Annotated in this window: 20 protein-coding genes, 1 tRNA gene and 1 rRNA gene; 14 read left to right on the forward strand and 8 right to left on the reverse strand. The window is 61.4% G+C overall.

Translation table 11 applies throughout. The features are described from left to right. Positions 1–18 precede the first annotated feature (18 nt). The 9 genes from AB5Y91_RS15925 to AB5Y91_RS15965 all read left to right on the forward strand — a co-directional run bounded on the left by AB5Y91_RS15925 (position 19) and on the right by AB5Y91_RS15965 (position 10,054). Positions 19–94 (forward strand) — tRNA-Thr (locus AB5Y91_RS15925). Between the two features lie 22 nt (positions 95–116). After that, positions 117–231, forward strand: a 5S ribosomal RNA gene (gene rrf / locus AB5Y91_RS15930). Positions 232–386: 155 nt separating this feature from the next. After that, on the forward strand, positions 387–1,352 hold the full coding sequence (gene ebgR, locus AB5Y91_RS15935; RefSeq protein WP_139744696.1) for a transcriptional regulator EbgR: 966 nt from the start codon (positions 387–389) through the stop codon (positions 1,350–1,352). Between the two features lie 330 nt (positions 1,353–1,682). Beyond that, positions 1,683–4,751, forward strand: a complete 3,069-nt coding sequence (ebgA, locus tag AB5Y91_RS15940; RefSeq protein WP_368170246.1) for a beta-galactosidase subunit alpha — start codon at positions 1,683–1,685, stop codon at positions 4,749–4,751. Then, positions 4,748–5,203: a beta-galactosidase subunit beta gene (locus AB5Y91_RS15945; RefSeq protein ID WP_368170247.1), complete on the forward strand. Its 456-nt coding sequence runs from the start codon at positions 4,748–4,750 to the stop codon at positions 5,201–5,203. Before ebgA ends, AB5Y91_RS15945 begins: the two co-directional genes overlap by 4 nt. 103 nt (positions 5,204–5,306) lie before the next feature. Then, the gene (locus tag AB5Y91_RS15950; protein WP_368170248.1) at positions 5,307–6,752 is read left to right on the forward strand and encodes an amino acid permease; all 1,446 of its coding nucleotides are present in this window, start codon (positions 5,307–5,309) and stop codon (positions 6,750–6,752) included. A 113-nt stretch (positions 6,753–6,865) separates the two neighbouring features. Then, positions 6,866–7,204 carry a tRNA-binding protein gene (locus AB5Y91_RS15955; RefSeq protein WP_162520097.1) on the forward strand — a complete coding sequence of 113 codons (339 nt, stop codon included), beginning with the start codon at positions 6,866–6,868 and terminating at the stop codon, positions 7,202–7,204. 166 nt (positions 7,205–7,370) lie between these two features. Next, positions 7,371–8,813 carry an amino acid permease gene (locus AB5Y91_RS15960; protein WP_368170249.1) on the forward strand — a complete coding sequence of 481 codons (1,443 nt, stop codon included), beginning with the start codon at positions 7,371–7,373 and terminating at the stop codon, positions 8,811–8,813. Positions 8,814–9,082: 269 nt separating this feature from the next. Next, positions 9,083–10,054 (forward strand): bile acid:sodium symporter family protein, encoded by a 972-nt coding sequence (locus AB5Y91_RS15965; RefSeq protein ID WP_368170250.1) that lies wholly within the window; start codon positions 9,083–9,085, stop codon positions 10,052–10,054. Between the two features lie 57 nt (positions 10,055–10,111). Here the strand turns inward: AB5Y91_RS15965 and ovoA are convergent, their stop codons facing one another. Continuing rightward, the gene (ovoA, locus tag AB5Y91_RS15970; RefSeq protein ID WP_368170251.1) at positions 10,112–12,262 is read right to left on the reverse strand and encodes a 5-histidylcysteine sulfoxide synthase; all 2,151 of its coding nucleotides are present in this window, start codon (positions 12,260–12,262) and stop codon (positions 10,112–10,114) included. Positions 12,263–12,603: 341 nt separating this feature from the next. Here ovoA and AB5Y91_RS15975 point away from each other — a divergent pair, with 341 nt between their 5' ends. Next, a complete protein-coding gene (locus tag AB5Y91_RS15975) occupies positions 12,604–13,326 on the forward strand; it encodes a DUF2807 domain-containing protein (RefSeq protein WP_368170252.1) in 723 nt (240 codons plus the stop codon). A gap of 69 nt (positions 13,327–13,395) precedes the next feature. Here the strand turns inward: AB5Y91_RS15975 and AB5Y91_RS15980 are convergent, their stop codons facing one another. The 3 genes from AB5Y91_RS15980 to AB5Y91_RS15990 form a co-directional block, all read right to left on the reverse strand. Then, entirely contained in the window at positions 13,396–13,902 is a 507-nt protein-coding gene (locus AB5Y91_RS15980) for a DinB family protein (protein ID WP_368170253.1), read from the reverse strand. Between the two features lie 78 nt (positions 13,903–13,980). After that, positions 13,981–14,835 (reverse strand): S-formylglutathione hydrolase, encoded by an 855-nt coding sequence (gene fghA / locus AB5Y91_RS15985; protein ID WP_368170254.1) that lies wholly within the window; start codon positions 14,833–14,835, stop codon positions 13,981–13,983. Between the two features lie 52 nt (positions 14,836–14,887). Continuing rightward, a complete protein-coding gene (locus AB5Y91_RS15990) occupies positions 14,888–16,015 on the reverse strand; it encodes an S-(hydroxymethyl)glutathione dehydrogenase/class III alcohol dehydrogenase (RefSeq protein ID WP_163156332.1) in 1,128 nt (375 codons plus the stop codon). 119 nt (positions 16,016–16,134) lie between these two features. Between AB5Y91_RS15990 and AB5Y91_RS15995 the strand changes: the two genes are divergently transcribed. Then, positions 16,135–17,040, forward strand: coding sequence for a LysR substrate-binding domain-containing protein (locus tag AB5Y91_RS15995; protein ID WP_025325293.1), 906 nt, complete (start codon positions 16,135–16,137; stop codon positions 17,038–17,040). Between the two features lie 60 nt (positions 17,041–17,100). On the opposite strand, the gene AB5Y91_RS16000 is transcribed toward AB5Y91_RS15995, so the two are convergent. The 4 genes from AB5Y91_RS16000 to AB5Y91_RS16015 form a co-directional block, all read right to left on the reverse strand. Then, a complete protein-coding gene (locus AB5Y91_RS16000) occupies positions 17,101–18,066 on the reverse strand; it encodes an ABC transporter permease (protein WP_025325295.1) in 966 nt (321 codons plus the stop codon). A 2-nt stretch (positions 18,067–18,068) separates the two neighbouring features. Continuing rightward, complete coding sequence (locus AB5Y91_RS16005; RefSeq protein WP_041206642.1) at positions 18,069–19,187, reverse strand: ABC transporter permease; 1,119 nt, start codon at positions 19,185–19,187, stop codon at positions 18,069–18,071. Then, positions 19,187–20,752, reverse strand: a complete 1,566-nt coding sequence (locus tag AB5Y91_RS16010; protein ID WP_111913265.1) for an ABC transporter ATP-binding protein — start codon at positions 20,750–20,752, stop codon at positions 19,187–19,189. Before AB5Y91_RS16010 ends, AB5Y91_RS16005 begins: the two co-directional genes overlap by 1 nt. Positions 20,753–20,849: 97 nt before the next feature. Continuing rightward, entirely contained in the window at positions 20,850–21,848 is a 999-nt protein-coding gene (locus tag AB5Y91_RS16015; protein WP_042648471.1) for a BMP family protein, read from the reverse strand. Between the two features lie 409 nt (positions 21,849–22,257). Here AB5Y91_RS16015 and uvrD point away from each other — a divergent pair, with 409 nt between their 5' ends. The 3 genes from uvrD to AB5Y91_RS16030 all read left to right on the forward strand — a co-directional run bounded on the left by uvrD (position 22,258) and on the right by AB5Y91_RS16030 (position 26,467). Further along, positions 22,258–24,429, forward strand: coding sequence for a DNA helicase II (gene uvrD / locus AB5Y91_RS16020; RefSeq protein WP_368170255.1), 2,172 nt, complete (start codon positions 22,258–22,260; stop codon positions 24,427–24,429). 152 nt (positions 24,430–24,581) lie between these two features. After that, positions 24,582–25,655, forward strand: coding sequence for an AAA family ATPase (locus AB5Y91_RS16025; RefSeq protein WP_216944918.1), 1,074 nt, complete (start codon positions 24,582–24,584; stop codon positions 25,653–25,655). Continuing rightward, positions 25,652–26,467, forward strand: a complete 816-nt coding sequence (locus tag AB5Y91_RS16030; protein ID WP_368170256.1) for a DUF3226 domain-containing protein — start codon at positions 25,652–25,654, stop codon at positions 26,465–26,467. Before AB5Y91_RS16025 ends, AB5Y91_RS16030 begins: the two co-directional genes overlap by 4 nt. Positions 26,468–26,535 lie beyond the last annotated feature (68 nt).

Below are 26,535 nucleotides of genomic sequence, written 5' to 3' on the forward strand. Positions count from 1 at the left end.
GTCTTTACCGGTTAGTGTGCTGATATGGCTCAGTTGGTAGAGCGCATCCTTGGTAAGGATGAGGTCCCCAGTTCGACTCTGGGTATCAGCACCATTATTAAGTAATACAGCTTTTGCCTGACGGCAATAGCGCCGTGGAACCACCTGATCCCATGCCGAACTCAGAAGTGAAACGCGGTAGCGCCGATGGTAGTGTGGCATTCGCCATGCGAGAGTAGGACACTGTCAGGCACCTATTTAGAAGAGGCCTCCCATTCGGGAGGCCTTTTTGCTTTGGGATTTTTTCGATCCAGGCTGGCTTCTTTTAGTAAAAATGCTGGGCTGTCAGCGGCTTGCCCGTTACTCTTGGTCAGGTATTGTCGGGAGTCATCGCCAGAGGAGTATGCATGGCCACGTTGAAGGAAATTGCACAGGAGGCGGGGGTGTCCCAGGCCACTGTGTCGCGGGTGCTCAATGAAGATCCGACGCTGAGCGTCAAGGAAGAGACCAGACAGAAGATCTTCGAGATTGCCGAGCGGCTGGAGTACAAGACCAGCAGCGCCCGCAAAGGGGTGCACAAGAGCAAGCTGCACTTTCTGGCGGTCTATGCCTATCCGCAGAGCACCGAGGTCAACGACCCCTACTATCTCGCCATTCGCTACGGCATCGAGACCCAGTGCGCCCGCTTCAACATAGAGCTAACCCATTTCTACAACGGCGCCGAGGGGCGTGAGCTCTCCGCCGTCGACGGCATCATGGTCATCGGCCATCTGCCCGAGGAGCGGCTGGCTGCGCTCCATTCTCTCTCTGCCCAGCTGGTGTTCGTGGATTGCCGCTCCCAGGGGGAATTTGACTCCGTGGACGTGGATCTGGCGCTTATCAGCCAGCAGGTGGTGGACTTCTTCATCGCCCAGGGGCATGGCCGCATCGGCTATATAGGGGGTCAGGATGAGGCGCCGGATCTCCGTGAGCTGGCCTTCCTCGACTACGGTCAGCGGCTGGGAGTGGTGCAGGAGAGCGACCTCTATCGCGGCGACTTTTCCAGTGCCTCCGGCTACCGGCTGGCGAAAGAGATGCTGGCGGGAGACTGGCCCCGTGCCCTGTTCGTCGCCTCAGACTCCATCGCCATAGGTGTGCTGAGAGCCATCCACGAGAAGGGACTGGCGATTCCCCAGCAGATCGAGCTCATCAGCGTCAACGACATCCCGACCGCCAAGTTCACCTTCCCGCCGCTCTCCACGGTGCGGATCCACTCCGAGTTGATGGGCTCCCAGGGAGTCAATTTGCTGGTCGAACGGCTGCGGGATGAGCGGGAAGTGCCGCTGCGGGTGCTGGTTCCCAGCCGCCTGACCCTGCGTGGTACCACTCGATAATTTTAGTAAAAAAAGATGTTCTGTAGTCGCGCCACTCCAGGTGGCGCGCCCCTCTATTTACCTTCCTGTGTTACCTTCCCGTGCTTCACCCTGTCCCCGTTATTCCGTATAACATTGTTATATATAGGTAATTGCTTCACTCATTCCCGCTTCGTCAATATTCATGCCATCCAGGCAGCTCTCTCTCCCTTTATCTTCTGCTTCTGATCTCGCTCACAAATCCAGCCATCTTGTGTGATGGGGTTAAAAGTTTACCGATCATTACCTGATATTTAGTAAATGTTTATCTAGAGTTTACTCAGTCAAAGTTGTCTTGTTCCGGGAGGACATGTGAATAACTGGGAAAACGTCCAATTCGTTGGTGAAAACAGGCTGGCTCCGCGCGCCTACTTCTTCTCTTATACCGATCACGGGCTGGCGGCCACCATGCAGCGGGAGCTGAGCCGTCGCTTCCTCTCCTTGAGCGGTCAGTGGCAGTTCCACTACTTTGCGCACCCCCTGCTGGTGCCGGAAGACTTCTATCACAGCCCCATGAGCGGCTGGGGCCAGATCACAGTGCCAAACATGTGGCAGATGGAAGGGCACGGCAATCTGCAGTACACAGACGAGGGTTTTCCCTTCCCCATCGACGTGCCCTTCGTGCCGAGCAACAACCCCACCGGCGCTTATCAGCGCAGCTTCACGCTGAGCCCGGCCTGGGACGGAGAGCAGGTGATCATCAAGTTTGACGGAGTGGAGACCTACTTTGAGGTCTATGTGAACGGCCACTATGTCGGCTTCAGCAAGGGGAGCCGCCTCACCGCCGAGTTCGATATCAGTGCCCATGCCAACACCGGCGAGAACCTGCTGTCGGTGCGGGTGATGCAGTGGGCCGATTCCACCTATATCGAAGATCAGGACATGTGGTGGATGGCGGGGATCTTCCGCGACGTCTATCTGGTGGGAAAACCGGCTGTCCATGTGCAGGACTTCTTCATCCGCACCGAGCTGGCCGACGACGGCGCCACCCTGAGCTGCGATATCCAGCTGGAGAATCTGGGGGCGCCAACTCGTGATCACCGTCTGGCCTGGTCCCTGCTGGATCAGGGCAGCGAGATCGCCAGCGGCTCGCTCGACCATCTCGCCATCGATGGCAAGTGTGATTGCCGCTTCACGCTGGATATGGCGAACCCCCATCTCTGGAGTGCCGAAGATCCTTACCTCTACCAGCTGCAGCTGTCGCTCTATAACGAGCGAGGCGAGCTGCTGGAGGTGATCCCCCAGCGGGTCGGGGTGCGTGACATCAAGGTCAAGGATGGCCTCTTCTACGTCAACGGCCACTACCTCAAGCTGCACGGGGTGAACCGCCACGACAACGACCACCTCAAGAGCCGCGCGGTCGGCATGGATAGAGTGGAGCGGGACATAGTGCTGATGAAGCAGCACAACCTCAACTCGGTGCGCACCGCCCACTACCCGAACGACCCGCGCTTCTACGAGTTGTGCGACCAGTACGGTCTGTTCGTGATGGCGGAGACGGACGTGGAGACTCACGGCTTTGCCAACGTCGGCGATCTCAGCCGCATCACCGACGACCCCTTCTGGGAGCCTGTGTTCGTGGACAGGATCGAGCGCCATGTTCACGCCCAGAAGAACCACCCCTCCATCATCATCTGGTCCCTGGGCAACGAGTCCGGCTACGGCTGCAACATCAGATCCATGTACCAGCGCTGCAAGGCGATCGACCCGACCCGGCTGGTGCACTACGAAGAGGATCGCGATGCCGAGGTGGTGGATGTGGTGAGCACCATGTATTCGCGCGTCTCCCAGATGAACAGCTTTGGCGAGTTCCCGATGGAGAAGCCGCGCATTATCTGCGAATACGCCCACGCCATGGGCAACGGCCCGGGTGGCCTGAGCGAATATCAGCAGGTGTTCGACCGTCATCCCCACATTCAGGGTCACTACATCTGGGAGTGGTGCGATCACGGCATCCTGGATCAGGACGAGCAGGGCCGCGCCGTCTACAAGTACGGCGGCGACTACGGCGACTACCCCAACAACTACAACTTCTGCATGGATGGCCTCATCTATCCGGATCAGACCCCGGGGCCTGGCCTGCGCGAATACAAGCAGGTGATCTGCCCGGTCAAGGTGCGGGCGCTGGATCTGGCGAGCGGCAAGCTTGAGCTGGAAAACCGCTACTGGTTCTCCAATCTCGACGACATCCGTCTGCTGGTCGAGGTGAAGGCCGAGGGCGAGCTGTTGGCCAGCCAGCAGCTCCGTCTGGAAGGGGTTGCCCCCGGTGCCACCACCGAGTTGCAACTCGATCTGCCATCCCTCGATGGGCGGGAAACCTTCGTCCAGCTGCGGGTCATCAAGGCCACCGCCACCCGCTACAGCGCGGCGGAGCACGAGCTGGGCCAGTACCAGTTCCAGCTGAAGGCATCGACTCGCCAACTGCAGCCCTTTGCCAATCCCAACGCTACTGCGCTGCAGATTGCCGATGAGCGTCTCGCGCTGACCTTGAGCGGCAGCGGCTTTGCCCTGCGCTTCTCGCGCCTCGACGGCAAGCTGGTGAGCTGGCAGCAAGATGGCAATGAGCTTCTCGAGCGGGCGCCGCGCCTCACCTTCTTCAAGCCGATGATCGACAACCACAAGCAGGAGTACGAGAGCCTGTGGCACCCGAACCACCTGCAGATCATGCAGGAGCACTTCCGCACTCTGAGCTGGCGCCAGCTGGGTGACGCGGTCGAGGTGACGGTGGAGAGCCTGATCGCGCCGCCGGTGTTCGACTTCGGCATGCGCTGCCGCTACGTCTATACCCTGAGCTCGAACGGCCAGCTGCATGTGGCCCTGTCCGGCCAGCCCTACGGCGGCTATGACGACATCATTCCCAAGATCGGCTTCGAGCTGGGGATCCGCCAGGACCTCGATCGGGTGCACTACTTCGGCATGGGCCCGGGTGAGAACTACCAGGACAGCCGCCAGAGCAACTGGATCGACTGCTTCCAGAGCACTGTGGGCGAGATGTGGGAGCACTACCCCTTCCCGCAAGACAACGGCAACCGCCAGCAGGTGCGCTGGGCGACCCTGACCAACCGTCACGGTGCCGGTCTCTACGTGCGGCCCGATGCCCCCATCAACCTGAGCGTCTGGCCCTACAGCTGGGAACATATCCACGGGGCGCAGCACATCAACGAGTTGGAGCCGAGTGGCTATCTCACCCTCAATCTGGATCACAAGGTGCTGGGGCTGGGTTCCAACTCCTGGGGCTCCGAGGTACTGGACTCCTGGCGGGTGCGCTTCGAGCCCTTCAGCTTCGGCCTGACCCTGCTGCCCATCGCCCGTGGCAACCTCAATCCGGCCGCCCTGGCCGGGATCGATCTCAGCATCAACGGCGGGAGGACGCTCGCATGATCACCTTAGGCAACCTGACCCTGTTCAAAAACATCTACCGGGAGGGCAAGAAGTGGGGCCGCTGCGTGGAGGCCATCAACAACCTGCCAAACCTCAAGCCCGGCATCTGCCACTCCATAGGTGACTCCCTCACCTACCGCTTGCAGGAGGGGGCCAGCCCGGCCACCTCACTGTTCGAGGGGCAACGCCGCTACTTCGACGTTCACTACTACCTCGAAGGGGAAGAGACGGTGGAGTGGGCTGCCAAGCCGGATCTGCGAGTCGAGCAGGCCTATGACGACACCACGGATCGCGAGTGGCTGGCTGGCGAGGTCCGTGAGCGCCAGAAGGTCGGCAACGGTCAGGTGGTGATCTTCGAGAACGACGAGGCTTATCGCTTCGTCGGCGATGCCCCTGTGCGCAAGCTGATCATCAAGGTCACGGTCGAAGGCGGCTACTTCAAAAACAAATAACAAGCCGCCGGTTCTGCACTGATAAAAGCCGGAAGGGCGGGGCTCACCCTACAACCCATGCCCCGCCCTTTCGCGGAAATAACTACAGGTCTGGAGATGCACCATGTCCGATTCCAAACGGAATACGATAGGCAAGTTTGGTCTGCTGTCGCTCACCTTCGCGGCGGTATTCAGCTTCAACAACGTCATCAACAACAACATCGAGATCGGTCTGGCCTCGGCCCCCATGTTCTTTCTGGCCACCATTTTTTACTTCATTCCGTTCTGTCTGATCATTGCGGAATTCGTGTCACTGAATAAGAACTCCGAAGCCGGTGTCTATGCCTGGGTGAAGAGCTCTCTCGGCGGGCGCTGGGCCTTTATCTCCGCCTACACCTACTGGTTCGTGAACCTCTTCTTCTTCACCTCTCTGCTGCCGCGGGTCATTGCCTACGCCTCCTATGCCTTCCTCGGCTACGAATACATTTTCACCCCGCTGGCGACTACTGGCCTGAGCATGGTGCTGTTCGCCTTTGCCACCTATGTCTCCACCAACGGCGCCAAGATGCTGGGCCCCATCACCTCGGTGACCTCGTCCCTGATGCTGCTGCTGACCCTCTCCTACATCTTGTTGGCAGGTGTGGCGTTAGTCGGTGGTGTACAACCGGCCGACCCCATCACGGTAGAGGCCATGGTCCCCGACTTCAGCTGGGCCTTCCTGGGTATCACCACCTGGATCTTTATGGCAGCCGGTGGCGCCGAGTCGGTTGCTGTCTACGTCAATGACGTGAAAGGGGGCTCCAAATCTTTCGTCAAGGTGATCATCATCGCCGGGCTCTTTATCGGGGTGCTCTACTCCATAGCATCGCTTTTGATCAACGTCTTCGTGCCCGGCGACACCCTGAAATACACCGGCGGCTCGGTGCAGGTATTCGAGGGGCTGGCGGCTTACTTCGGCTTGCCTGAGATCCTGATGAATCGCTTCGTGGGTCTGGTCTCCTTTACCGCCATGTTCGGCTCCCTGCTGATGTGGACGGCCACTCCGGTGAAGATCTTCTTCTCCGAGATACCGGCCGGCATCTTCGGCAAGAAGACGGTCGAGCTGAACGAGAACGGCGTGCCCGCCCGGGCTGCCTGGATCCAATACCTCATAGTGCTGCCCCTGATGCTGATCCCGACTTTGGGCTCCAACACGGCGCAGGATCTGATGAACACCGTCATCAACATGACGGCCGCCGCCTCCATGCTGCCGCCGCTCTTCATCATGCTGGCCTACCTCAATCTGCGCCTGAAGCTGGATCACCTGCCGCGTGATTTCAAGATGGGGTCGCGCACCACAGGTATCGCCGTGGTCTCTGTGCTGATCGCCATCTTCTCGGTGGGCTTCCTCGCCTCCACCTTCCCGACCGGCGCCGACATCATGACCATCATCTTCTACAACGTCGGCGGGATCGTGATTTTCCTCGGCTTCGCCTGGTGGAAGTACAACCGCTACGAAGCCTCCCTGAGTGCTGACGCACGGGTGAAAGAGGCCCAGCCGACCAGCCAGATTTCCGTCCGGGCATCCTGACGATAACCCTGACCAAACCGGCCCCCGTGGCCAGGAGAGATCAACCGGGTGGCTGCGGCCACCCGTTATCCGTTGCTCCCTTGAGCGCAAGAACCGAACACAAGGAGAAAGGAATGAGCGAGACGATCGAGTTTGCCGAATTCAAACGGGTCGAGATGAAGGTGGGCAAGGTGCTGGAGGTGGTGCGCCACCCCGGGGCCGACAAACTCTATATCGTCCAGATCGACGTGGGGGGCGAGCGGCCGCTGCAGACGGTCACCAGCCTGGTGCCCCATTACAGCGAAGAGGAGCTGCTGGGCAGCGAGGTGGTGGTGCTGACCAACCTCAAGCCCACCAGGATGCGCGGCGAGCGCTCCGAGTGCATGTTGCTCTGCGCCGAGACCCCGGACGAGAGCCAGAGCGTGCTGTTGCAGCCTCGCGTGCCGATGGCGCCGGGCACCCCCATCGTCTGAACCCCGATTGAGTGCCGGTGCCGCAGGGCGGCGCCGGTTTGCCAACGAGGCCGCCCTGGCGGTCCGATCATAACAAGAGAGTAAATGGCGGGGCCGACAGACCCTTGCCGAACACATTCAGAGTCACAGCGTTACCCGCAGGGAGCGCGAGTCCATTGGAGGACATATGTCTGATTCAGTACGCGGCACCATAGGCAAGTTTGCCCTGTTGTCGATGACCTTTGCCGCCGTGTTCAACGTGCGCAATATCGTCAACAACAACATAGAGCTGGGGCTCAGCTCAGCCCCCATCTTCCTGCTGGCCACCCTGGTCTACTTCATCCCCTTCGTCTTCATCATCGCCGAGTTCGTCTCGGCCAATAAAGACTCCGAGTCGGGGATGTACGACTGGCTCAAGAAACCCCTCGGCACCCGTATGGCCTATCTGGGATCGTTTCTCTACTGGTTCGTCAACCTGTTCTGGTTCGTCTCCCTGCTGCCGAACGTCATCGCCTACGCCTCCTACGCCATGCTGGGGTATGAGTACAGCTTCTCGCCGACCGTCACCTCTATCATCTCCATAGCGCTGTTTGCGGCGGCGACCCATATCTCCACCAAGGGGGCGAGCTGGCTCGGCAAGATTGCCGAACTGGTGGCCTACGGCGTCTTCGCCCTGTTCGCCATCTATGTGCTGGGCGCCCTGATGGCCCTCGGCGGCGACCATGTGGCGGCCCAGCCCATCACCCTGGAAGCCATGACCCCCACCGTCAACTGGGCGACCCTCGGCATCATGTGCTGGATCTTCCAGGCGGCGGGCGGTGCCGAAACGGCGGCGGCCTACCTCAATGACGTCAAGGGCGGCCAGAAGTCCTTCATCAAGGTGATCATCATCGCCGGTGTGGTCATAGGTGCCATGTATGCGCTGGGCTCCCTGCTGGTGAACGTCTTCGTGCCGCGGGAAAGCCTCACCTACGCCGGCGGCATGGTGGAGATCTTCACCGGCATGGCGCAGTACTTCGGGCTATCCGAGACGCTGGTCGGCCGCGCGGTCGGGGTGGTGCTCTTCATCGCCATGTTCGGCTCCATGATGATGTGGACCTCGGCGCCGGTGAAGATCCACTTCTCCGAGATCCCCCAGGGCGTCTATGGCGACAAGACCACCCAGCTCAACGAGCACGGGGTGCCGGTGCGCGCCGCCTGGTGGCAGTTTGTCTTCGTGTTCGTGATGCTGGTGGTCAACGGCTTCGGCTCCGAATCGGTGCAGCAGATGATGAACACCGCCATCAACCTCACCGCCGGTACCGCCATGCTGCCGCCCATCTTCATCATGGTGGCCTACTTCGTCTTCCGCTGGAAACACGACGACACCCCCCGCGAGTTCCGCATGGGATCGCGCACCTTCGGCATGAGCGTGGTCTCTGTGCTGATCGCCATCTTCGTGGTGAGCATGAGTGCCTCCGCCTTCCCGGCCGGGGTGGATCTGGTGCGCGCCTTCTTCATCAACGTCTTCATGACGGCCGTCTTCTCGGCGCTGGCCTACTGGTGGATCTCCCGCTTCGAGAAGCGTCAGGCCCGCAAGCTGGCCGCCGGGGGCAAGGTGGGGGACGACACCCTGGCCCGGCAGATCTGAATGCCGGCTGTGGTGCAGCGCGGGTGGCCTCTGGCCACCCGTTTTTTTGTCTCTCCGGTCCGCCATGGCCGCCTTGGGTGTTTAGTTTTAAAGCGCTAAAAACCAACTCGTTTAATTTCACTGAATACTTGGGCCGTCGCTCAACTTTGCGCCTCCCTGTGTTCGGGGTAAGCTGGGGTTTCGTATCGAGGGTCGCCGTCAGAGGATGGCCCTCCTGTGCCCTGTCGTCCCCCATCCGGTGCGGGACGCGCTTTCCCTGGAGACTCCCCGTGCGTCTGGATCCCTTTACCTCTGTGCTGATTCTGGTGGTGGCCCTGGCCTCCTTCTTCCCCTGCGAGGGCCAGGTGGCCGTCTGGTTCGCGCTGCTGACCAAGCTGGCGGTGGCGCTGCTCTTCTTCATGCATGGCGCCAAGCTGTCGCGCCAGAACCTGCTGGCGGGGCTCGGCCACTGGCGGCTCCACCTGGTGGTGATGGCCAGCACCTTCCTGCTGTTCCCGCTGCTGGGGCTCTTGCTCACCCCGCTGGTGCCCCAGTGGCTGAGCCCGGCCATCTATCTCGGCTTCCTCTATCTGTGCGCCCTGCCCGCCACAGTGCAGTCGGCCATCGCCTTCACCTCCATGGCCGGCGGCAATGTGTCGGCGGCGGTGTGCAGCGCCTCGGCCTCCAGCATACTCGGTATCTTCCTCTCGCCTGTGCTGGTGGGGCTGATGATCAATGTTCAGGGGGAGGGGGTCGACACCTGGCACTCCATCCAGGCCATCATGGTGCAGCTGATGCTGCCCTTCGTGGTGGGCCACCTGTCGCGCCCCCTCATCGGCCGCTGGGTCGACAGCCACCGGCCGCTCATCGGCAAGCTGGATCAGAGCTCAATCCTGCTGGTGGTCTATGTGGCCTTCAGCGAGGCCGTGGTGCAGGGGATCTGGCATCAGGTGGGTTGGTATGACTTGGCCAGCATAGTGCTGCTGAGCTGCGTGCTGCTGGCGCTGGTGCTGGCTTGGAACGTCTGGATCAGCCGCCGCCTCGGCTTCAACAAGGCGGACGAGATCACCATCGTCTTCTGCGGCTCCAAGAAGAGCCTGGCCAATGGGGTGCCCATGGCCAACGTCATGTTCCCGGCCGCCAGCGTCGGGGTCATGGTGCTGCCGTTGATGATCTTCCACCAGATCCAGCTGATGGTGTGCGCCGTGCTGGCCCGTCGCTACCGCGAGCAGGAGCCCCTGCCCCAGGTCCAGGAGAGATAAGCCTTTGGGCAAAAAGAGAGGGAGGCCATGGGCCTCCCTCTTTCGTTTGCCGCCCCCTCAGCGTTTGCGCCAGACGGTGAGCTGGGCCACCGTATGCTGGTGCTTGCGGGCGGTTTCGCGGATGACGAAGGGCACGTCTCGCGGCGGGCACAGCTCCTCGAACTCCGCCGCCAGCAGCCGTTGCAGCGCCTGATGGGTGGAGAGGGCCTCGCCGTTCTCCCGGATGCCGCCGAGCCAGTTCGCCTTGGGGGTGTAGTCGGTCAGCCAGGTGTAGGGGCTGGTGAGCACCAGCAGGCCGCCGCTGCGCAGTCTGGGAGCAATGTCCCGCAGGAAGCGGGCGGGCTCCCGCAGCCGGTCGATCAGGTTGGAGGCGAGCACCAGATCGTAGTGCTCGTACTTGGGCTTGAGGTTGCAGGCATCCCCCTGGCTGAAGTGGACCCGTTCGGCCTGCTCGCGGCCGAGATCATGGCTGGAGAGGCGCGCCTCGCAATACTCCACCAGATCCCCCTCCAGGGGCAGGGCATAGCGGAAGCTGTCCTGGCTGGCGAGGGCGAGGGCCACGTCGATGAAGCGGGCCGAGTAGTCCACCCCGTCCACGTGCTGGAAGTGGCGGGCCAGCTCGAAGCTGGCGCGGCCGGTGGCGCAGCCGATGTCCAGCGCCCGCTCATGGCGGCTGCACAGCTCGCTGGCGAGGCTGGCCAGGGTCTGGGCGTAGTTGGCCACCCCGAAATGGGTCGGGCCGTACTGGAAGTCGAGGTATTGCGCCACCAGGGCGTCGGTTTCATAAGGGTTCACTGTGATGGCTTCCTGATAGCGTGAGACCAGATAGCGGAAGCCCGCATGCTGGAAGAAGTGGCGGCGGAAGGCGTAGCGGGACGACTTGAGCGCCTCGTTGCCCGTGCTTATCCAGCTGCCGCCCTTGATGAGGCTGTGCTTGCCATCGAAGGTGGGGGTGGAGAAGTCATCGTAGAGCGGGTGCACCTTGAACCCCTCGAAGCCGTCGATGGCGGTGCTGGTCCACTGCCAGACGTTGCCCACCAGATCGAAGAAGCCGCCCTGGGGGCAGGCATCCACCGGGCAGGAGGAGGCGAAGCGGGCCAGGTTGATATTGCCGGGGGCTTCCAGCCAGTCCGGCTGATCCCCGGGCAGCTGCTCGCGCAGCAGCATCCACTCCCCCTCGCTCGGTAGCTGTATGGGCAGGCCGGTCTGGGCCGCCTTCCAGCGGCAGAAGGCGGCGGCCTCCAGCTGGTTCACCTCGGCGGGCCAATCCCAGGGTAGGGGGACCTGCTCTGTCATCAGCCGCAGTTGCAGTTGCTCGGGCTCGTTGGGGTCGCCGACCCAGAAGCTGGGCATGCGCGCCTTGGCATACTGGCACCAGCCCCAGCCCTCGTCGTCCCACCAGGCCCGGGTCTCATAGCCGCCCGCCTGCACGAAGTCGAAGTACTCGGCGTTGCTCACCAGCATGCGGCTGGCCTGGAAGGGGGCCAGCTCGATATGGCGCTCGCCATATTCGTTGTCCCAGCCGTAGGTGGCGTCCTGCTTGCCGAGGCGCACCCGACCTCCCGCCACCGGCAGCAGGCTGTTGGCGGGCACCTGGTCGCGTCTGTGGCGGGCCTGGGTACAGGCGGGCCAATAGGGCTGCGGCTGCACCCAGGCCAGGGGCAGCTGGCGGATCAGCACGCTGGAGGTCTCCAGGTGGATGCGCTCGTGCTCTATCCCCATCAGGATGACCCAGGCCGGGCTCTGCCAGTCGATGGGCAGTGCGATCGGCATACGTTCGATGAAATCACACACCAGGGCGCGCACGCGGCCACGGTAGTCGCGCAGTTCGGCCACCGCAGGCCAGTCGTAGTGGGTCTCGTCCAGATCGTCCCAGCTCATCTCGTCCACCCCTATGGCCACCATGGCCTCGATGCGGGGATCGAGGCGCCGGTCGATGAGGTTGGCCGCCAGCAGCTTGTTGACGAAGAAGGCGGCGGTGTGGCCGTAGTAGAAGATGAGGGGGTGGCGCAGGGGGATCGCCTTGTTGAACCAGGCCCGCTCATCGGCCAGGCAGTCAAACAGGCTGTCATAGAGATCGAAGGTCTGACAGAAGTAGTCGAGCAGCTCGCGGCGCTTGTGCTCGGGATCGTCGCCGCCGAGCAGCAGGGTGCGGGTCGGGGCTGGCAGGCCCTCTGGGCTGGCGAATGGATGGCTGACTTGGGTCACGCTCTGACTCCTTGTTGGCAGTGACAAATGCTTAGGTGGAGAGCTCTATACGCACAAGGTATCACTATTGGCTCAACAGACCGGGGCGGCAACCAAAAACTTCCCTCTCCCGGCGGCGGCTGGCCCTGCCTGCGGGCGGTCTCCCCCCGTTCGGGCATGGTGAGTTTGACCAACTTATGGTCTGAATGGCTCTCAAACATGAAGGGGGCGTGAGCGTTGAATCTGATTTTAAGTTGAAAATCATAGGCTTGACCCTCTGGCATGTGGTTTGCAATCGCCCCTTCACCAGGCTGCGTGGACCAAGGGGGCGCGTTTGCCAACACACAACGAGGAGAGTGGCGATGAACTGGATGATGGGAGCCGTGCTGGCCCTGGGGCTGAGTGGCTGCAGCTGGCAGGACGATGTCAAGGTGAGCGGGGCCGGGGCCCTGGTGGAGCAGCAGCACCCCCTGGGCCGGGAGGTGACCCGGGTGCTGGCCGGGGTGCCCGCCAACATCCATCTGGTGGCGGGGGAGGCGAGGGGCATCCACATCCGGGGGCAGGGGAACCTGCTGCCCTACCTGGAGCTGACCGAGCAGGGCGACAAGCTGGAGATAGAGGTGAAGGAGGGCTATCGGCTGGCCCCCACCGAGCCGCTGGAGATCACCATCACCCTGCCCGAGCTCCATGAGCTGGCGCTGGCTGGCACCGGCAATGGCGAGCTGCGTGACTTCAAGGGGGATGAGCTGGTGCTGTCGGTTGCTGGCACGGGTGACATAGTCGCCAGCGGGTTGGAGCTGAACCGGCTGGAGGGCAACATCGCCGGTCTGGGCAACCTGGATCTGGGGCAGGGCTCCGTCCGGGTGGTGGAGCTGAACATCGCCGGAGCCGGTGGCGTCAAGGGCGCCGGGCTCGCCAGCGAGGAGGTCGAGGTGAGTATCGCCGGCAGTGGCGAGGTTGAGGTTCGTGCCAAGTCGCGGCTCAAGATAGAGATCGCCGGTTCTGGCTCGGTCAGCTACTGGGGGGATCCCGAGCTCAAGAGCGAGATAGCGGGCTCGGGTCTGGTGAACCGGCAGGGGAGCTGAGCCGAATGTTCCAAGATGAGAAAGGCCCCGGCGGGGCCTTTTTTCATAAGGGGTTAGGAGCGGCGCGCCTCACTCGAGAGGCAGCGCGAGGCGCAGATCCGCGTTGAGCCGCATCAACAGCCACTGCATGCCGGCGAGGTGCTGGTGGTCGTGGCTGACGAGCAGGCGCACCAGACCGTCCAGGGTCACCTCCCCATAGTCGCCATAGCGGGCGCGCCGCGCCCAGGCACTGGAGGGCAGCGCCTTGAGCCAGTCCACTGTCTGCAGGCGGGCGGTACGAAAGCGGTCCAGCTGCACCGCGGTATCCTGCAACGGGTACTGGTTGTTTCGCGCCAGCTGATAGCCATCGAGGGAGGCCAGCGCGGGCAGGCTCTCCTCCAGGGTGCGGCGAAAGCGCAGCTGATAGCCCTGGGTCTCTATGTCCAGCAGGTGGCAGAGGTGCCCCCGGGCACTGAAGCGCTCGGCTGGGGTCCCGGCCCAGTTGGCGGGTTCCCAGTCCAGCTGGTCGGCGGGCACCTGTGCCAGCAGTCGTGCGAACTGGTCCGGCATGGCCAGCAGCGTGGTGAAGATCGTCATCCTTGTCTCCCTGTTCCCTTGTTTATGGCAGCCCGCTGATGAGGGGCGGGCGACCATGGGGGCCTGTCTGGCCCCTGGTCAGCCCTGGGCCAGCTCGCCGAGGTGGCTGGCATGAAAGCGCAGGTGCTCCTCGATGAAGCTCGCCACGAAGTAGTAGCTGTGGTCATAGCCGGCATGGCGATGAAGCGCCAGGGGCCACTCCTTGGCGGTTGCAATCTCGGCCAGGGCGTCTATGCCGAGTTGCTCCGCCAGGAAGGGATCGTCCAGCCCCACGTCTACCCGGGTCGGCAGGGGCTGGCTGTCGTGGTGACGCAGCAACTGGCAGGCGTCCCACTCCTGCCACAGCAGCGGATTGTTGCCGAGATAGGCGCCGAGGGCCTTCTGGCCCCAGGGGGCGCGGCTCGGGTGGCTGATGGGGCTGAAGGCCGACACCGAGCGGTAGCGGCCGGGTTCGCGCAACGCGGCGATGAGCGCCCCGTGGCCCCCCATGGAGTGGCCGCTGATGGCGCGCCTGGTGGAGACCGGGAAGTGGGTCTCGATGAGCTCGGGCAGCTCCCGGGTGACGTAGTCATACATCTGGTAGTGATCCCGCCAGGGGTGCTGGGTGGCGTTGACATAGAAGCCGGCCCCCATGCCGAGATCGTAACCGGGATCGTCCGGTACCCCCTCGCCGCGCGGGCTGGTGTCCGGTGCCACCAGGGCGATGCCGAGTTCGGCGGCGATGCGCTGGGCCCCCGCCTTCTGCATGAAGTTCTCGTCGGTGCAGGTGAGGCCGGAGAGCCAGTAGAGCACGGGCACCTTCTGGCCGGTGAGGGCCTGGGGCGGCAGGTAGATGGCGAAGCGCATCTCGCAGCCCTGCACTGTGGAGCTGTGGCGGTACTGCTTGTGCCAGCCACCGAAGCTTTTGTTGCTGCTGATAATGTCCAGATTCATCGAAGGACTCCTCTGCCCCGCCCATTCATCGATGGGCGGGGCTGTGATGGGATCAGTAGTGGATGACGGTGCGGATGCTCTTGCCTTCGTGCATCAGATCGAAGGCCTCGTTGATCTGCTCCAGCGGCATGGTGTGGGTGATGAAGTCGTCCAGCCGGAACTCCCCCTGCATGTAGCGCTGCACATAGCTCGGCAGTTCGCTGCGACCGCGCACCCCGCCGAAGGCGCTGCCGCGCCAGACCCGGCCTGTGACCAGCTGGAAGGGACGGGTGCTGATCTCCTGACCGGCACCGGCCACCCCTATGATGACAGACTCGCCCCAGCCCTTGTGGCAGCACTCCAGCGCCGCGCGCATTACCTTGACGTTGCCGATGCACTCGAAGGAGAAGTCGACGCCGCCATCGGTCATCTCGACGATCACCTCCTGGATGGGCTTGTCGTAATCGTTCGGGTTGATGCAGTCGGTGGCGCCGAGTTTGCGGGCCAGCTCGAACTTGCTCTCGTTGATGTCGATGGCGATGATGCGGCCGGCCTTGGCCAGGCGGGCGCCGATCACCGCGGAGAGGCCTATGCCCCCCAGCCCGAAGATGGCGACGCTCTCACCCTCTTTGACCTTGGCGGTGTTCATCACGGCGCCTATGCCGGTGGTGACGCCGCAGCCGAGCAGGCAGACCTCTTCCAGCGGGGCGGCCGGGTCCACCTTGGCGATGGAGATCTCGGGCAGCACTGTGTATTCGCTGAAGGTGGAGGTGCCCATGTAGTGATAGATGGGCTGGCCGTCCTTGGAGAAGCGGGTGGTGCCGTCCGGCATAAGACCCTTGCCCTGGGTAGAGCGGATCTTCTGGCACAGGTTGGTCTTGCCGGACTTGCAGAACTTGCACTCGCCGCACTCGGGGGTATAAAGCGGGATCACGTGATCCCCCACCTTGACGCTGGTGACGCCCTCGCCGACGGACTCGACTATGCCGCCCCCCTCATGGCCCAGGATGCAGGGGAAGACACCTTCCGGATCTTCGCCGGACAGGGTGAAGGCATCTGTGTGGCAGACGCCGGTGGCGACTATGCGCACCCGCACCTCGCCGGCCTGGGGTGGCATGACCTCCACCTCTTCGATGGAGAGGGGCTGGCCCGGGCCCCAGGCGATGGCGGCCTTGCACTTGATGCTTTGAACCTGTGCCATGAATGATGTCCTCGTGGTTGTGTGGGTGAACTGAAATGGGTTCGGACATTCAGTGTAGTTTCCCGCCGATTTGGTGATAATAAGGCTAAGTATCAAATCACTTTTACACATAGGTAATAATGTTCGGCTGGGAAGGGGTCTGTGAATTTGTCAGCGTGGCGGAGCAGGGGGGCTTTACCCCGGCGGCGCGCAAGCTCGGGGTCTCGGTGGCTCAGGTGAGCCGCCAGGTGGCGCAGCTGGAAGACAGGCTGCAGGCCAAGCTGCTGCTGCGAACCACCCGCCAGGTGCGGCTCACCGAGCTCGGCGAGATCTACTTTCGCCACTGCCGCCAGCTGCTCGACAACCTCTACGAGGCGGAGCTGGCACTGGGGCGCCATCAGGCGGTGCCACAGGGCACCCTGCGCATCACGGCTCCCGTCTCCTACGGCGAGAGCCGCATAGCCCCCCTGGTGAACGACTTCATGGTGCGCTTCCCCCAGCTGGAGGTGACCCTCAACCTCACCAACCAGTTGCTGGATCTGGTGCACGAGGGGTTCGATCTGGCGATCCGCCTCGGCCACCTCAAGGACTCGACTCTGGTGGCCCGCAAGCTGGCGCAGCGGGTGCCCTATGTGTGCGCCTCCCCCGCCTATACCGCCCGCCACGGCATGCCCAACAGCCTCTCGGAGCTGGCCCGCCACCACTGCCTGGTGGGCAATGGCGACGAGTGGCACTTCACCCTGGACGGTAAACCCCACAGCGTGCGGGTACGCGGCCTGCTCCACTGCAACAGCGGCCACGCCCTGCTGGACGCGGCGCTCAAGGGGATCGGCATCATCCAGTTGCCGGACTACTACGTGAGCGAGCACCTGGCCCGGGGGGAGCTTATCGAACTGCTGCCGGAGCTGCGGGCGCCGCAGGAGGGGATCTGGGCCCTCTATCCCCATAACCGCCACCTCTCCCCCAAGGTGCGGCTGCTGGTGGACTATCTGGCCGAGCGGCTCAGCGATCCCGCCCAGCCGGCGCTGGTGCGCCCCATCGGCTGAGCCCGTCGCCCGAAAAAGAGAAGGCCCGCTGGTGCGGGCCTTCTTGTTTGGGCGGGAGTGCTATTCCCGTTCCTTGACGTAGGGGGTGCCGAGCGCCTTGGGGGCCACCGCCTTGCCGATGAAGCCGGCCAGCAGGAAGACCGTCAGTATGTAGGGCAGCGCCTCTATCGCCTGCACCGGGATCGGGAAGTCGCCGATGCTGACCCCCTGCAAGCGGATGGCGACGGCGTCGAGGAAGCCGAACAGCAGACAGGCCGCCATGGCATTCCAGGGACGCCACTTGCCGAACACCAGCGCCGCCAGCGCCATGAAGCCCTTGCCCGCGCTCATGTTGGGAATGAACTGGGCGGTCTGGGCCACCGCCAGATAGGTGCCCCCGATCCCCGCCAGCAGACCGCCTATGATGAGCGCCGTGTAGCGCATCCGCACCACAGAGATACCTGCGGTATCCACCGCCGCCGGGGCCTCGCCCACCGCCCGCAGCCGCAGGCCGAAGCGGGTACGGAACAGCACCCACCAGGCCAGGGGCACGGCGGCGAACGCCACGTACTCCAGCAGGGAGTGACCGCTCAGGAGCTCGCTGTAGAGCTGGCCGATGACGGGCACGTCATAGAGCTCCTTGGCGAAGGGCAGGTCGATGGGGGCGAAGCGGGCATCACCGGAGAGCGCCGGGGTCTGGCCGCCCTGATCGAACCAGTAACGGCCCAGGGTGACGGTCAGACCGGCCGCCAGTATGTTGATGGCCATGCCGCTCACCACCTGATCACCCCGGTGGGTGATGGTGGCGAAGCCGTGCAGCAGGGCGAACAGGATGGAAACCCCCACCCCGGCACCCAGCCCAATCCAGGCGGAACCGGAAACGGCGGCCGCGGCCGCACTGGCGAAGGCCGCCGCCAGCAGCTTGCCCTCCAGGGCTATGTTGACCACCCCGGAGCGTTCGCAAAACATGCCCGCCATGGCCGCCAGAATAAGCGGCGGCGCGGTACGTATGGTTGCGTCCAGCATCAGGATCAGCATTTCGAACATGATCAGACTCCCTTCACTTGTGCGGTTGAGCGGTTGGCAAACGCCAGGTAGGCCTGCTCGATGCGCGGACGCAGCATGTGCTCAAGGGCGCCGCAGAACAGGATCACCAGACCCTGCAGCACCACCACTATGTTGCGATCCACCCCGAACTCGAAGCTGAGCTCGGCGCCACCCTGATAGAGGAAGCCGAACAGCAGGCTGGCGATGATGACGCCGACCGGGTGGTTGCGACCCATCAGGGCCACCGCTATGCCGGTGAAGCCGAAGCCTTCCACGAAGTTGAGCTTGATCTGGTGCAGCTCACCCTGCAGCACGTTGAGGGCGAAGAAGCCCGCCAGCATGCCGGAGATCACCATGGCCAGGATCACCACCTTGGGATAGGAGATGCCCGCATAGGCGGAGGCGCTCTGACTGGCCCCCACCGAGCGGATCTCGTAGCCCCAGCGGGTATGCCAGATGAAGACCCACACCAGGGCCGCACAGATCAGCGCCCAGACGAAGCTGATGTTGAGGGGGCTGTTGGGCATCTCCACACCGAAACCGGCCGCCAGCTCGCTCATCTTCGGCAGCCAGCTCGCCACGGCGAACACCTTGCTCTCTGTGGCCATGGATCCTGGCGGCTTGAAGACGTCGACCAGCAGGTAGGCCATCAGGGAGGCGGCGATGAAGTTGAACATTATGGTGGTGATGACGATGTGGCTGCCCCGCTTGGCTTGCAGCCAGGCCGGGATGAAGGCCCAGGCCGCACCGAACAGGCCACCGGCTATGATGGCGAGCGGCAGCAGCAGGGCAAACGGCAGCACGTCCCCGAGCAGCAGACAGACCAGCCCCACGCCCAGGCCGCCGATATAGGCCTGGCCCTCACCGCCGATGTTGAACAGACCGGCGTGGAAGGCCACCGCCACCGCCAGACCGGTGAAGATGAAGCCGGTGGCGTAGTAGAGGGTGAAGCCTATCCCCTCGCCGGTGCCGAAGGCGCCGTACCACATGATCTCGGCGGCATCGACCGGGTTGATGTCGAGGTAATAGAACAAGATGGCCGACACCAGGAAGGCCAGCAGGATATTGACCGCGGGCAGCACGCCCACGGAGATCCAGGCAGGAATACGTACTTGGCTCATCAGTGGGCCTCCTTGGCAATCTCGTCAGGCACTATGTTCGCCATCATCAGACCTATGGTGCGCTCATCCGCCTTGGCACCGTCCAGCTCGCCGACGATGCGGCCATCGGCGATGACCAGGATGCGGTCGGACAGGCTCATGATCTCGTCGAGCTCCACCGACACCAGCAGCACCGCCTTGCCCTTGTCGCGCATGGCGATGATCTGCTGGTGGATGTACTCGATGGCGCCGATGTCGACGCCCCGGGTCGGCTGACCGACCAGCAGCACATCCGGGTCCTGCTCAACTTCCCGGGCGATCACCAGCTTCTGCTGGTTGCCGCCGGAGAAGTTCGCCGTCTTGTGTTCCGGACTCGGCGGGCGCACGTCCCACTTCTCCATCTTGGCCTGGCAATCCTGGCGGATCGCCTCCTTGTCCTGCAGCCAGCCCTTGTTGTATTGGGGGCGGCGGTGATAACCGAGGATGAAGGCCTCTTTCGCCTCGAAGCGATTGATCAGCCCCATCTTGTGCCTGTCTTCGGGAATGTGGCCGAGGCCGAAGTTGCGTACCCGCTCCGGATCGGCCGGATGGGTCAGGCTCACCTCGTGGCTCTGGGCGTCACCCGAGATGGTGAAGCTGCCCTTGCTGGGCTGAAGGATGCCGCCGAGCAGACTGAGCAGCTCGGACTGACCGTTGCCGGAGACCCCGGCGATGCCGACCACTTCCCCGGCCCGCACCGCGAAGCTGACGGACTTGACCCGTTCCACCCCGGCGTCATCGACGTAAGAGAGGCCATCGACCTTGAGCTTGGCCTCGCCCGGCTGGGCTGTGCCCTTGTCGACCTTGAGGCGCACCTTGCGGCCCACCATCAGCTCGGCGAGCTGCTCCTTGTCGGTGTCCTTGGTGGCGACGTGGGCCACCATCTCGCCCCGGCGCATGATGGAGACCTGATCCGTGATGGCCAGGATCTCCCTCAGCTTGTGGGTGATGAGGATGATGGTCGCGCCCTGATCCCGCAGCTTCTTGAGCACCTCGAACAGGTGATCCGCCTCTTGCGGGGTCAGCACCCCGGTGGGTTCGTCGAGGATCAGGATGCGGGCGCCGCGATATAGCGCCTTGAGGATCTCGACCCGCTGTTGCAGGCCCACCGGCAGATCCTCGATCTTCTCGTGCAGCGGCACCTCGAGACCATAGTCCCGGGCCAGCTCGCCGAGCAGTTTCTCGGCCGCCGCCAGGCTCTTGCCCAGGTGCCAGCCGTTTTCCGCGCCGAGGATGACGTTCTCCAGCACGGTGAAGTTGTTCACCAGCATAAAGTGCTGGTGCACCATGCCCACGCCTGCGGCAATCGCATCTTGTGAGCCATGGGGTTTGAAGGGGTTGCCGTCGATGAGCATCTCGCCTTTGTCGGCGTGATAGAAGCCGTAGATGATGCTCATCAGGGTCGACTTGCCGGCGCCATTTTCGCCGACTATGCCGTGAATGCTGCCTTTTTGAACCTGAAGGTCGATCTGCTTGTTGGCGTACACTTCGCCGAACCGCTTATCGATACCTCTTAATTCGATGGCATAGCGATCTGTCTGGTCCATGATGCAGTCCTTGCGGGTCATGAAGTAGAGACTAAAAACCGGCCCGTGCGGGCCGGTCTGGGTTGAGAGTCGTAGCAGAGACTCAGTACTTGCAGTATCAGTACTTGCAGGAGTTGTCGCTCATGTAGTCGTGCACCTTGATCTTGCCGGCGATGATGTCGGCCTTGATGCTTTCGACCTTGGCTTTCATCTCCGGGGTGATCAGCTTGGCGTTGTTCTCGTCCAGCGCCCAGTCAACACCGCCTTCGGCCAGACCCAGGGACTGGATACCCGGCTTCCAGCTGCCCTTGGCGGAATCATCCCAGCTCTTGTACGCGGCCAGACCGACCGACTTGACCATGGAGGTCAGCATGGTGCCCGGTTGCAGGTGGTTCTGGTTGGAATCCACGCCGATGGCCAGCTTGCCTTCGTCCTTGGCAGCCTGGTAGACACCAATGCCGGTACCGCCGGCGGCGGCATAGACAACGTCGGCGCCCTTGGCGAACTGGGACTTGGCCAGTTCCGCACCCTTGGCCGGGTCGGCGAAGGCGGCCGGGGTGGAGCCGGTCATGTTCTGATAGACGTCGATCTTCGGATTGATGTACTTGGCGCCCTGCTCATAGCCGCACTGGAACTTGCGGATCAGCGGGATGTCCATGCCACCCACGAAGCCGACCTTGCCGGTCTTGGAGGCGATGGCCGCCAGGGCACCCACCAGGAAGGAACCTTCATGCTCCTTGAAGATGAGGGACTGGACGTTCGGCTTGTCGACCACCATGTCGATGATGGTGAACTGGGTGTTCGGGAACTCGGTGGCAACCTTCTCTACCGCAGAACCCATGTTGAAGCCGACGGCGACTATGGGGCCGTTGCCACGGCTGGCCAGACGACGCAGGCCCTGCTCGCGCTGGGCTTCGTTCTGGGGCTCGAACTCCTTGACCTTGACGCCTTTGTCCTTGTTGTAGACTTCGACGCCGTTGCGGAACACGGCTTCGTTGAAGGACTTGTCGAATTTGCCAGCGGTGTCATAGATGACGGCGGGCTCGGAGGCTGCCTGGGCAGAAAGGGCAGCGAGGGTGAGGGCGGCCACGGTGGCCAGCTTGAGCACTTTAGTCACGATCGTATCCTTGATTGTTATGTGAGGGTCCACAACCTGTCTTGGCAGGTCATAAAGCACGCTGGCTAACTGTAAGTGAGCCAGCCTGTGGGTCAAGGGGATCATAGAGGAAAAACGTTTGCGTTAACGGTTTGAAATATAAGCAAATTGCTTTATAAGTGTTTGTTTTTAGGTTTGTTTGCAGAGTTAAATGCTGCGATTAATAGGTGTCAAACGACATTTATGTTTCTATTCATGAAGTTATGCGCAAGCGTTTTCCTCTGACGATGAAAAAAGTGGTTTCTATCGGCACCAAATCATGGGGCCAGGTCGCTTCTGTTGGCAGGGGCGCGCAGGCGCCGCACCTCGACTTGGTCTCTGGCCGCTCAGGCCGTATAATCGCCGCCTGTATAAATAAACAGGAGTGGTGATGGACGTTTCAACCCTGCTCGACGGGCTCAACGACAAGCAAAGAGACGCGGTGGCGGCCCCTCGCAGCAATCTGCTGGTGCTGGCGGGCGCCGGCTCGGGCAAGACACGGGTGCTGGTGCACCGTATCGCCTGGCTGATGCAGGTGGAGCGTTGCTCACCCTTCTCCATCATCGCCGTGACCTTTACCAACAAGGCGGCGGCCGAGATGCGCGGCCGGGTCGAGAAGGTGATCGGCGACGGGGTGCGCGGCATGTGGATAGGCACCTTCCACGGCATCGCCCACCGCCTGCTGCGGGCCCACCATCTGGATGCGGGCCTGCCCCAGGACTTCCAGATCCTCGACTCCGACGACCAGTACCGTCTCATCCGCCGGGTGCTCAAGGCGCTCAACCTCGACGAGAAGCACTGGGCCCCCCGCGCCGTGATGGGCTACATCAACGGCAAGAAGGACGAGGGGCTGCGCCCCGGCGACATCGACCTCTACGGCGACCCCGTCACCCGCACCTATCAGCAGATCTACAAGACCTACCAGGAGACCTGTGATCGCTCCGGGCTGGTGGATTTTGCCGAGCTGCTGCTGCGCGCCCACGAGCTGTGGCTGAATCGGCCCCACATCCTCGAGCACTACCGGGATCGCTTCCAGAACATACTGGTGGACGAGTTCCAGGACACCAACGGCATCCAGTACGCCTGGTTGCGGATGCTGGCGGGGGAGTCCGGCAAGGTGATGATCGTCGGCGACGATGACCAGTCCATCTACGGCTGGCGCGGCGCCAAGATAGAGAACATCCAGCGCTTCCTGACCGACTATCAGGGGGCCGAGACCATACGCCTGGAGCAGAACTACCGCTCCACCGCCAATATCCTGAAAGCCGCCAACTGCGTCATCGCCAACAACTCGGAGCGGCTCGGCAAGGAGCTGTGGACCGAGGGGGCAGAAGGGGATCCCATCTCCCTGTACGCCGCCTTCAACGAGGTGGACGAGGCCCGCTTCGTGGTCGGCCGCCTCAAGGATTGGAAGGAAAAGGGCGGCCTGCTCGCCGACTGCGCCATCCTCTATCGCTCTAACGCCCAGTCCCGGGTGCTGGAAGAGGCGCTGATGCAGGACGCCATGCCCTATCGCATCTACGGCGGCCTGCGCTTCTTCGAGCGCCAGGAGATCAAGGACGCCATGGCCTACCTGCGCCTTATCAACAACAGAGGCGATGACGCCAGCTTCGAGCGGGTGGTCAACACCCCGACCCGGGGCATAGGCGATCGCACCCTGGAGATATTGCGCAACAACGCCCGGGATCAGGGCCAGAACCTGTGGCAGTCGGCCAAGACGCTGCTCAATGACAAGGTGCTGACCGGTCGCGCCGGCAACGCGGTGCGCGGCTTTGTAGATCTCATCGATGCGCTGGAAGAGCAGGTCGGCATGCTGCCCCTGCACCAGCAGGCGGATATCGCCATCCAGCACTCCGGCCTCAAGGCCATGTATCTGGCGGAGAAGGGCGAGAAATCCCAGGCGCGGGTAGAGAACCTGGACGAACTGGTCACCGCCTGCCGCCAGTACCAGCGCCCTGACGAGCTGGAAGACATGAGCGATCTCTCCGCCTTCCTCGCCCACGCGGCGCTGGAATCCGGCGAGAATCAGGCGGACGAGTACGCCGATGCGGTGCAACTGATGACACTGCACAGCGCCAAGGGGCTGGAGTTCCCCCTGGTGCTGCTGGTCGGCGTGGAAGAGGGCATGTTCCCCAGCCAGCAATCCACCGAGGAGTCGGGCCGCCTGGAAGAGGAGCGCCGCCTCTGTTACGTCGGCATGACCCGCGCCATGGAGAAGCTCTACATCTGTTATGCCGAGAGCCGCCGCATCTACGGCCGCGAGATGTTCCACAAACCGAGTCGCTTTATCCGCGAGATGCCCGCCGAGTGTCTGGAAGAGATCCGGTTGCGCACTCAGGTCAGCCGTCCGACCCAGTACGGCCGCTTCAGCCAGAACGAGGTGCAACAGAGCTTCGACGCCAGCGGCATCAAACTCGGCCAGCGGGTGCTCCATCCGAAATTCGGGGAAGGGATAGTGCTCAACTTTGAAGGGGTCGGCCAGCAGAGCCGGGTACAGATCCAGTTCGATGACGTCGGCGCCAAGTGGCTGGTGACGGCGTATGCCCGTCTTGAGGTGCTGTAAGATGGGGGCTTATTTGTAAGGTGAGCAGACCTAATCAACAAGACAGTTCAGATAGCTTGCAAATCATGGGGTAGCCATTATAGGTTAATTTTCTTCTCCCCAGTATTTTGTGGGATTACTGTGTGTAGAAGTTACAGGCTAGGGATAACGAAATGAAAATACAGCAGCTTTTATTTTCTGAAGTAGGCCCGCTGATTGATCAACCAATCAGTCTAATTAATGATTGGTCAGATGATATTGAGCACAATGTTTTATTGACTGGGCCAAATGGTTGTGGGAAGTCAACGGTACTGCGAGCTGTAGCAATGCTTTGGTTAGCGTTGGGGGATTGGCTCGATGGGAGAAAGCCACTTCCTAAAAATGCACACACAAGAGAATGGCTACAACGCTGGGGAGGCTGTGCGGTGGTGTTGTCTGATATTCCAGATGTACCTAACCCTCACACAGGACAAGCTGGTTTGCTGGGAGTCATTTTTGGCGAAACGACTTGGGTGGGGCAGGTGCAGGCTAAATTGCCAGAAGTTCAGTGGATCGGTGAGTCAGTCAGTCGTACTGGTAAACCAGGAGCACCTAAGCGGGATTTACTGATTCCAACAGGTCAGTGGTTAGAAAATTTGGCGTTGGCACGACGTAAAATGGTGTTAAGTTTTGAGAAATCCAGCTTCCCAAATTTGATTTATCTGGACGCAGAAGAACGTCGTTGGGTCAGCCCACGTCGTGGGGTGGGTGGAGTAGTGGCAGATGATCCAGCTAGCCGCTGGCTCCCACGTTATTTGGCAACCGAAGACTGGAAAGGCCAACTGGAAGCGTCACTGATTTCTTTGAAAACAACACAGCTACATACTTTTCATGCAGTAATCCGTCGTCTAAATGAATTCTTACAAGGTAAGGAAATTGAACCCGATATTAAGCCGGGCGAAAACCGCCTGCGGGTAAAGGTAAAAGGTCTGCGTGGAGTGGTGCATTCGATGGATGATTTGAGTGCAGGGGAACATCAGGTCTTGATCCTGATATATGTGTTGGAGCGCTGGGGGGAGAACGGTTGTGTAGTGATGATCGATGAGCCAGATCTGTATCTACATCCATCATTGGTCAGTAGTATGTTGTCCTGCCTTGAACAATTGGTATCTGACAAGCAGGGTCAGTTGCTGATTACATCTCATCAGCCTGAAATCTGGAAACGCTATGAACTAAACGGTAAGCGAATTGAGCTGGGGGCTGAATGAGCAAAATTGACCAGTTCATTGCCAATGTCAAAACACAACAGATCGCCCAAACAGGAAAACAAGTACTACTTGTTGAGGGTGAGGATGATGTACATGTGTTCAGTGCGTTTCTTACCAAAAAAAGTACTAACTGGGAACAACATTGGGTTGTGATTGCTGCGCATGGTAAATCTAAGGTAATTGAAATACTCGGCAAAGAACCAGGTTGGCTGGGGATAATTGACCGAGATGAGTGGACTGATGCCGATGTGCAACAAGCATCACAACAAAACGTCAATTTATTCGTATTGCCACGATTTTGCATCGAAAGCTATTTGATCGTGCCTGACGAAATCTGGGCTGCATTACCTGAAGTGCAACGCTTAAAGATGCCGAATAGGCAAGCTGACCTAAATGCAGCGATCAATAGATCATTAGAGGCGTGGACTCGGCATGCTGCTCTATGGCACGTGGTTAACCCTCTATACCAGCGGATGCGTCGACCAGACCACCGAGGAACAATTCTTGATGATCCCCAAGACGTTCCAAATCGCCAAGTGCTAGAGCAAATCTTGCAAGCTTGGCTTGATGGGCTTGATCCAATACAAATTGCCAATACGGTTGATGAGCTGGAGCAGCAATACTTGGCATTGGCTCATCATGAACTTTTCACTAAGCATCTGTATGCTAAAAAGTTTTATCCAATGGTTGTGCACCAAGCATTGAATCAATTGCTTGGGCAAAAGTCGGAGGATGTACGTATGAAAGCTCTTCTGCGAACCCTTCCGCTACCTGCTGACCTTGAGCCTTTATGGGGTCGTATGGGAATTTAAAGAATTCTAGAAAAATCTCGGACACCCATCTTTTTGCACATGTCGTAGCGAGATTGGTCGTCGATATC

The sequence above is a fragment of the Aeromonas sp. R4-3 genome, assembly GCF_040908275.1.
Classification (GTDB): Bacteria; Pseudomonadota; Gammaproteobacteria; order Enterobacterales; family Aeromonadaceae; genus Aeromonas; species Aeromonas rivipollensis.

Bases quoted from the DNA above. Each gene is read 5' to 3' on its own strand.
- ebgR (WP_139744696.1), top strand. From the start codon at position 387: ATGGCCACGTTGAAGGAAATTGCACAGGAGGCGGGGGTGTCCCAGGCC.
- AB5Y91_RS15945 (WP_368170247.1), top strand. From the start codon at position 4,748: ATGATCACCTTAGGCAACCTGACCCTGTTCAAAAACATCTACCGGGAG.
- AB5Y91_RS15950 (WP_368170248.1), top strand. From the start codon at position 5,307: ATGTCCGATTCCAAACGGAATACGATAGGCAAGTTTGGTCTGCTGTCG.
- AB5Y91_RS15955 (WP_162520097.1), top strand. From the start codon at position 6,866: ATGAGCGAGACGATCGAGTTTGCCGAATTCAAACGGGTCGAGATGAAG.
- AB5Y91_RS15960 (WP_368170249.1), top strand. From the start codon at position 7,371: ATGTCTGATTCAGTACGCGGCACCATAGGCAAGTTTGCCCTGTTGTCG.
- AB5Y91_RS15975 (WP_368170252.1), top strand. From the start codon at position 12,604: ATGAACTGGATGATGGGAGCCGTGCTGGCCCTGGGGCTGAGTGGCTGC.
- AB5Y91_RS15980 (WP_368170253.1), bottom strand. From the start codon at position 13,902: ATGACGATCTTCACCACGCTGCTGGCCATGCCGGACCAGTTCGCACGA.
- fghA (WP_368170254.1), bottom strand. From the start codon at position 14,835: ATGAATCTGGACATTATCAGCAGCAACAAAAGCTTCGGTGGCTGGCAC.
- AB5Y91_RS15990 (WP_163156332.1), bottom strand. From the start codon at position 16,015: ATGGCACAGGTTCAAAGCATCAAGTGCAAGGCCGCCATCGCCTGGGGC.
- AB5Y91_RS15995 (WP_025325293.1), top strand. From the start codon at position 16,135: ATGTTCGGCTGGGAAGGGGTCTGTGAATTTGTCAGCGTGGCGGAGCAG.
- AB5Y91_RS16000 (WP_025325295.1), bottom strand. From the start codon at position 18,066: ATGTTCGAAATGCTGATCCTGATGCTGGACGCAACCATACGTACCGCG.
- AB5Y91_RS16005 (WP_041206642.1), bottom strand. From the start codon at position 19,187: ATGAGCCAAGTACGTATTCCTGCCTGGATCTCCGTGGGCGTGCTGCCC.
- AB5Y91_RS16010 (WP_111913265.1), bottom strand. From the start codon at position 20,752: ATGGACCAGACAGATCGCTATGCCATCGAATTAAGAGGTATCGATAAG.
- uvrD (WP_368170255.1), top strand. From the start codon at position 22,258: ATGGACGTTTCAACCCTGCTCGACGGGCTCAACGACAAGCAAAGAGAC.
- AB5Y91_RS16025 (WP_216944918.1), top strand. From the start codon at position 24,582: ATGAAAATACAGCAGCTTTTATTTTCTGAAGTAGGCCCGCTGATTGAT.
- AB5Y91_RS16030 (WP_368170256.1), top strand. From the start codon at position 25,652: ATGAGCAAAATTGACCAGTTCATTGCCAATGTCAAAACACAACAGATC.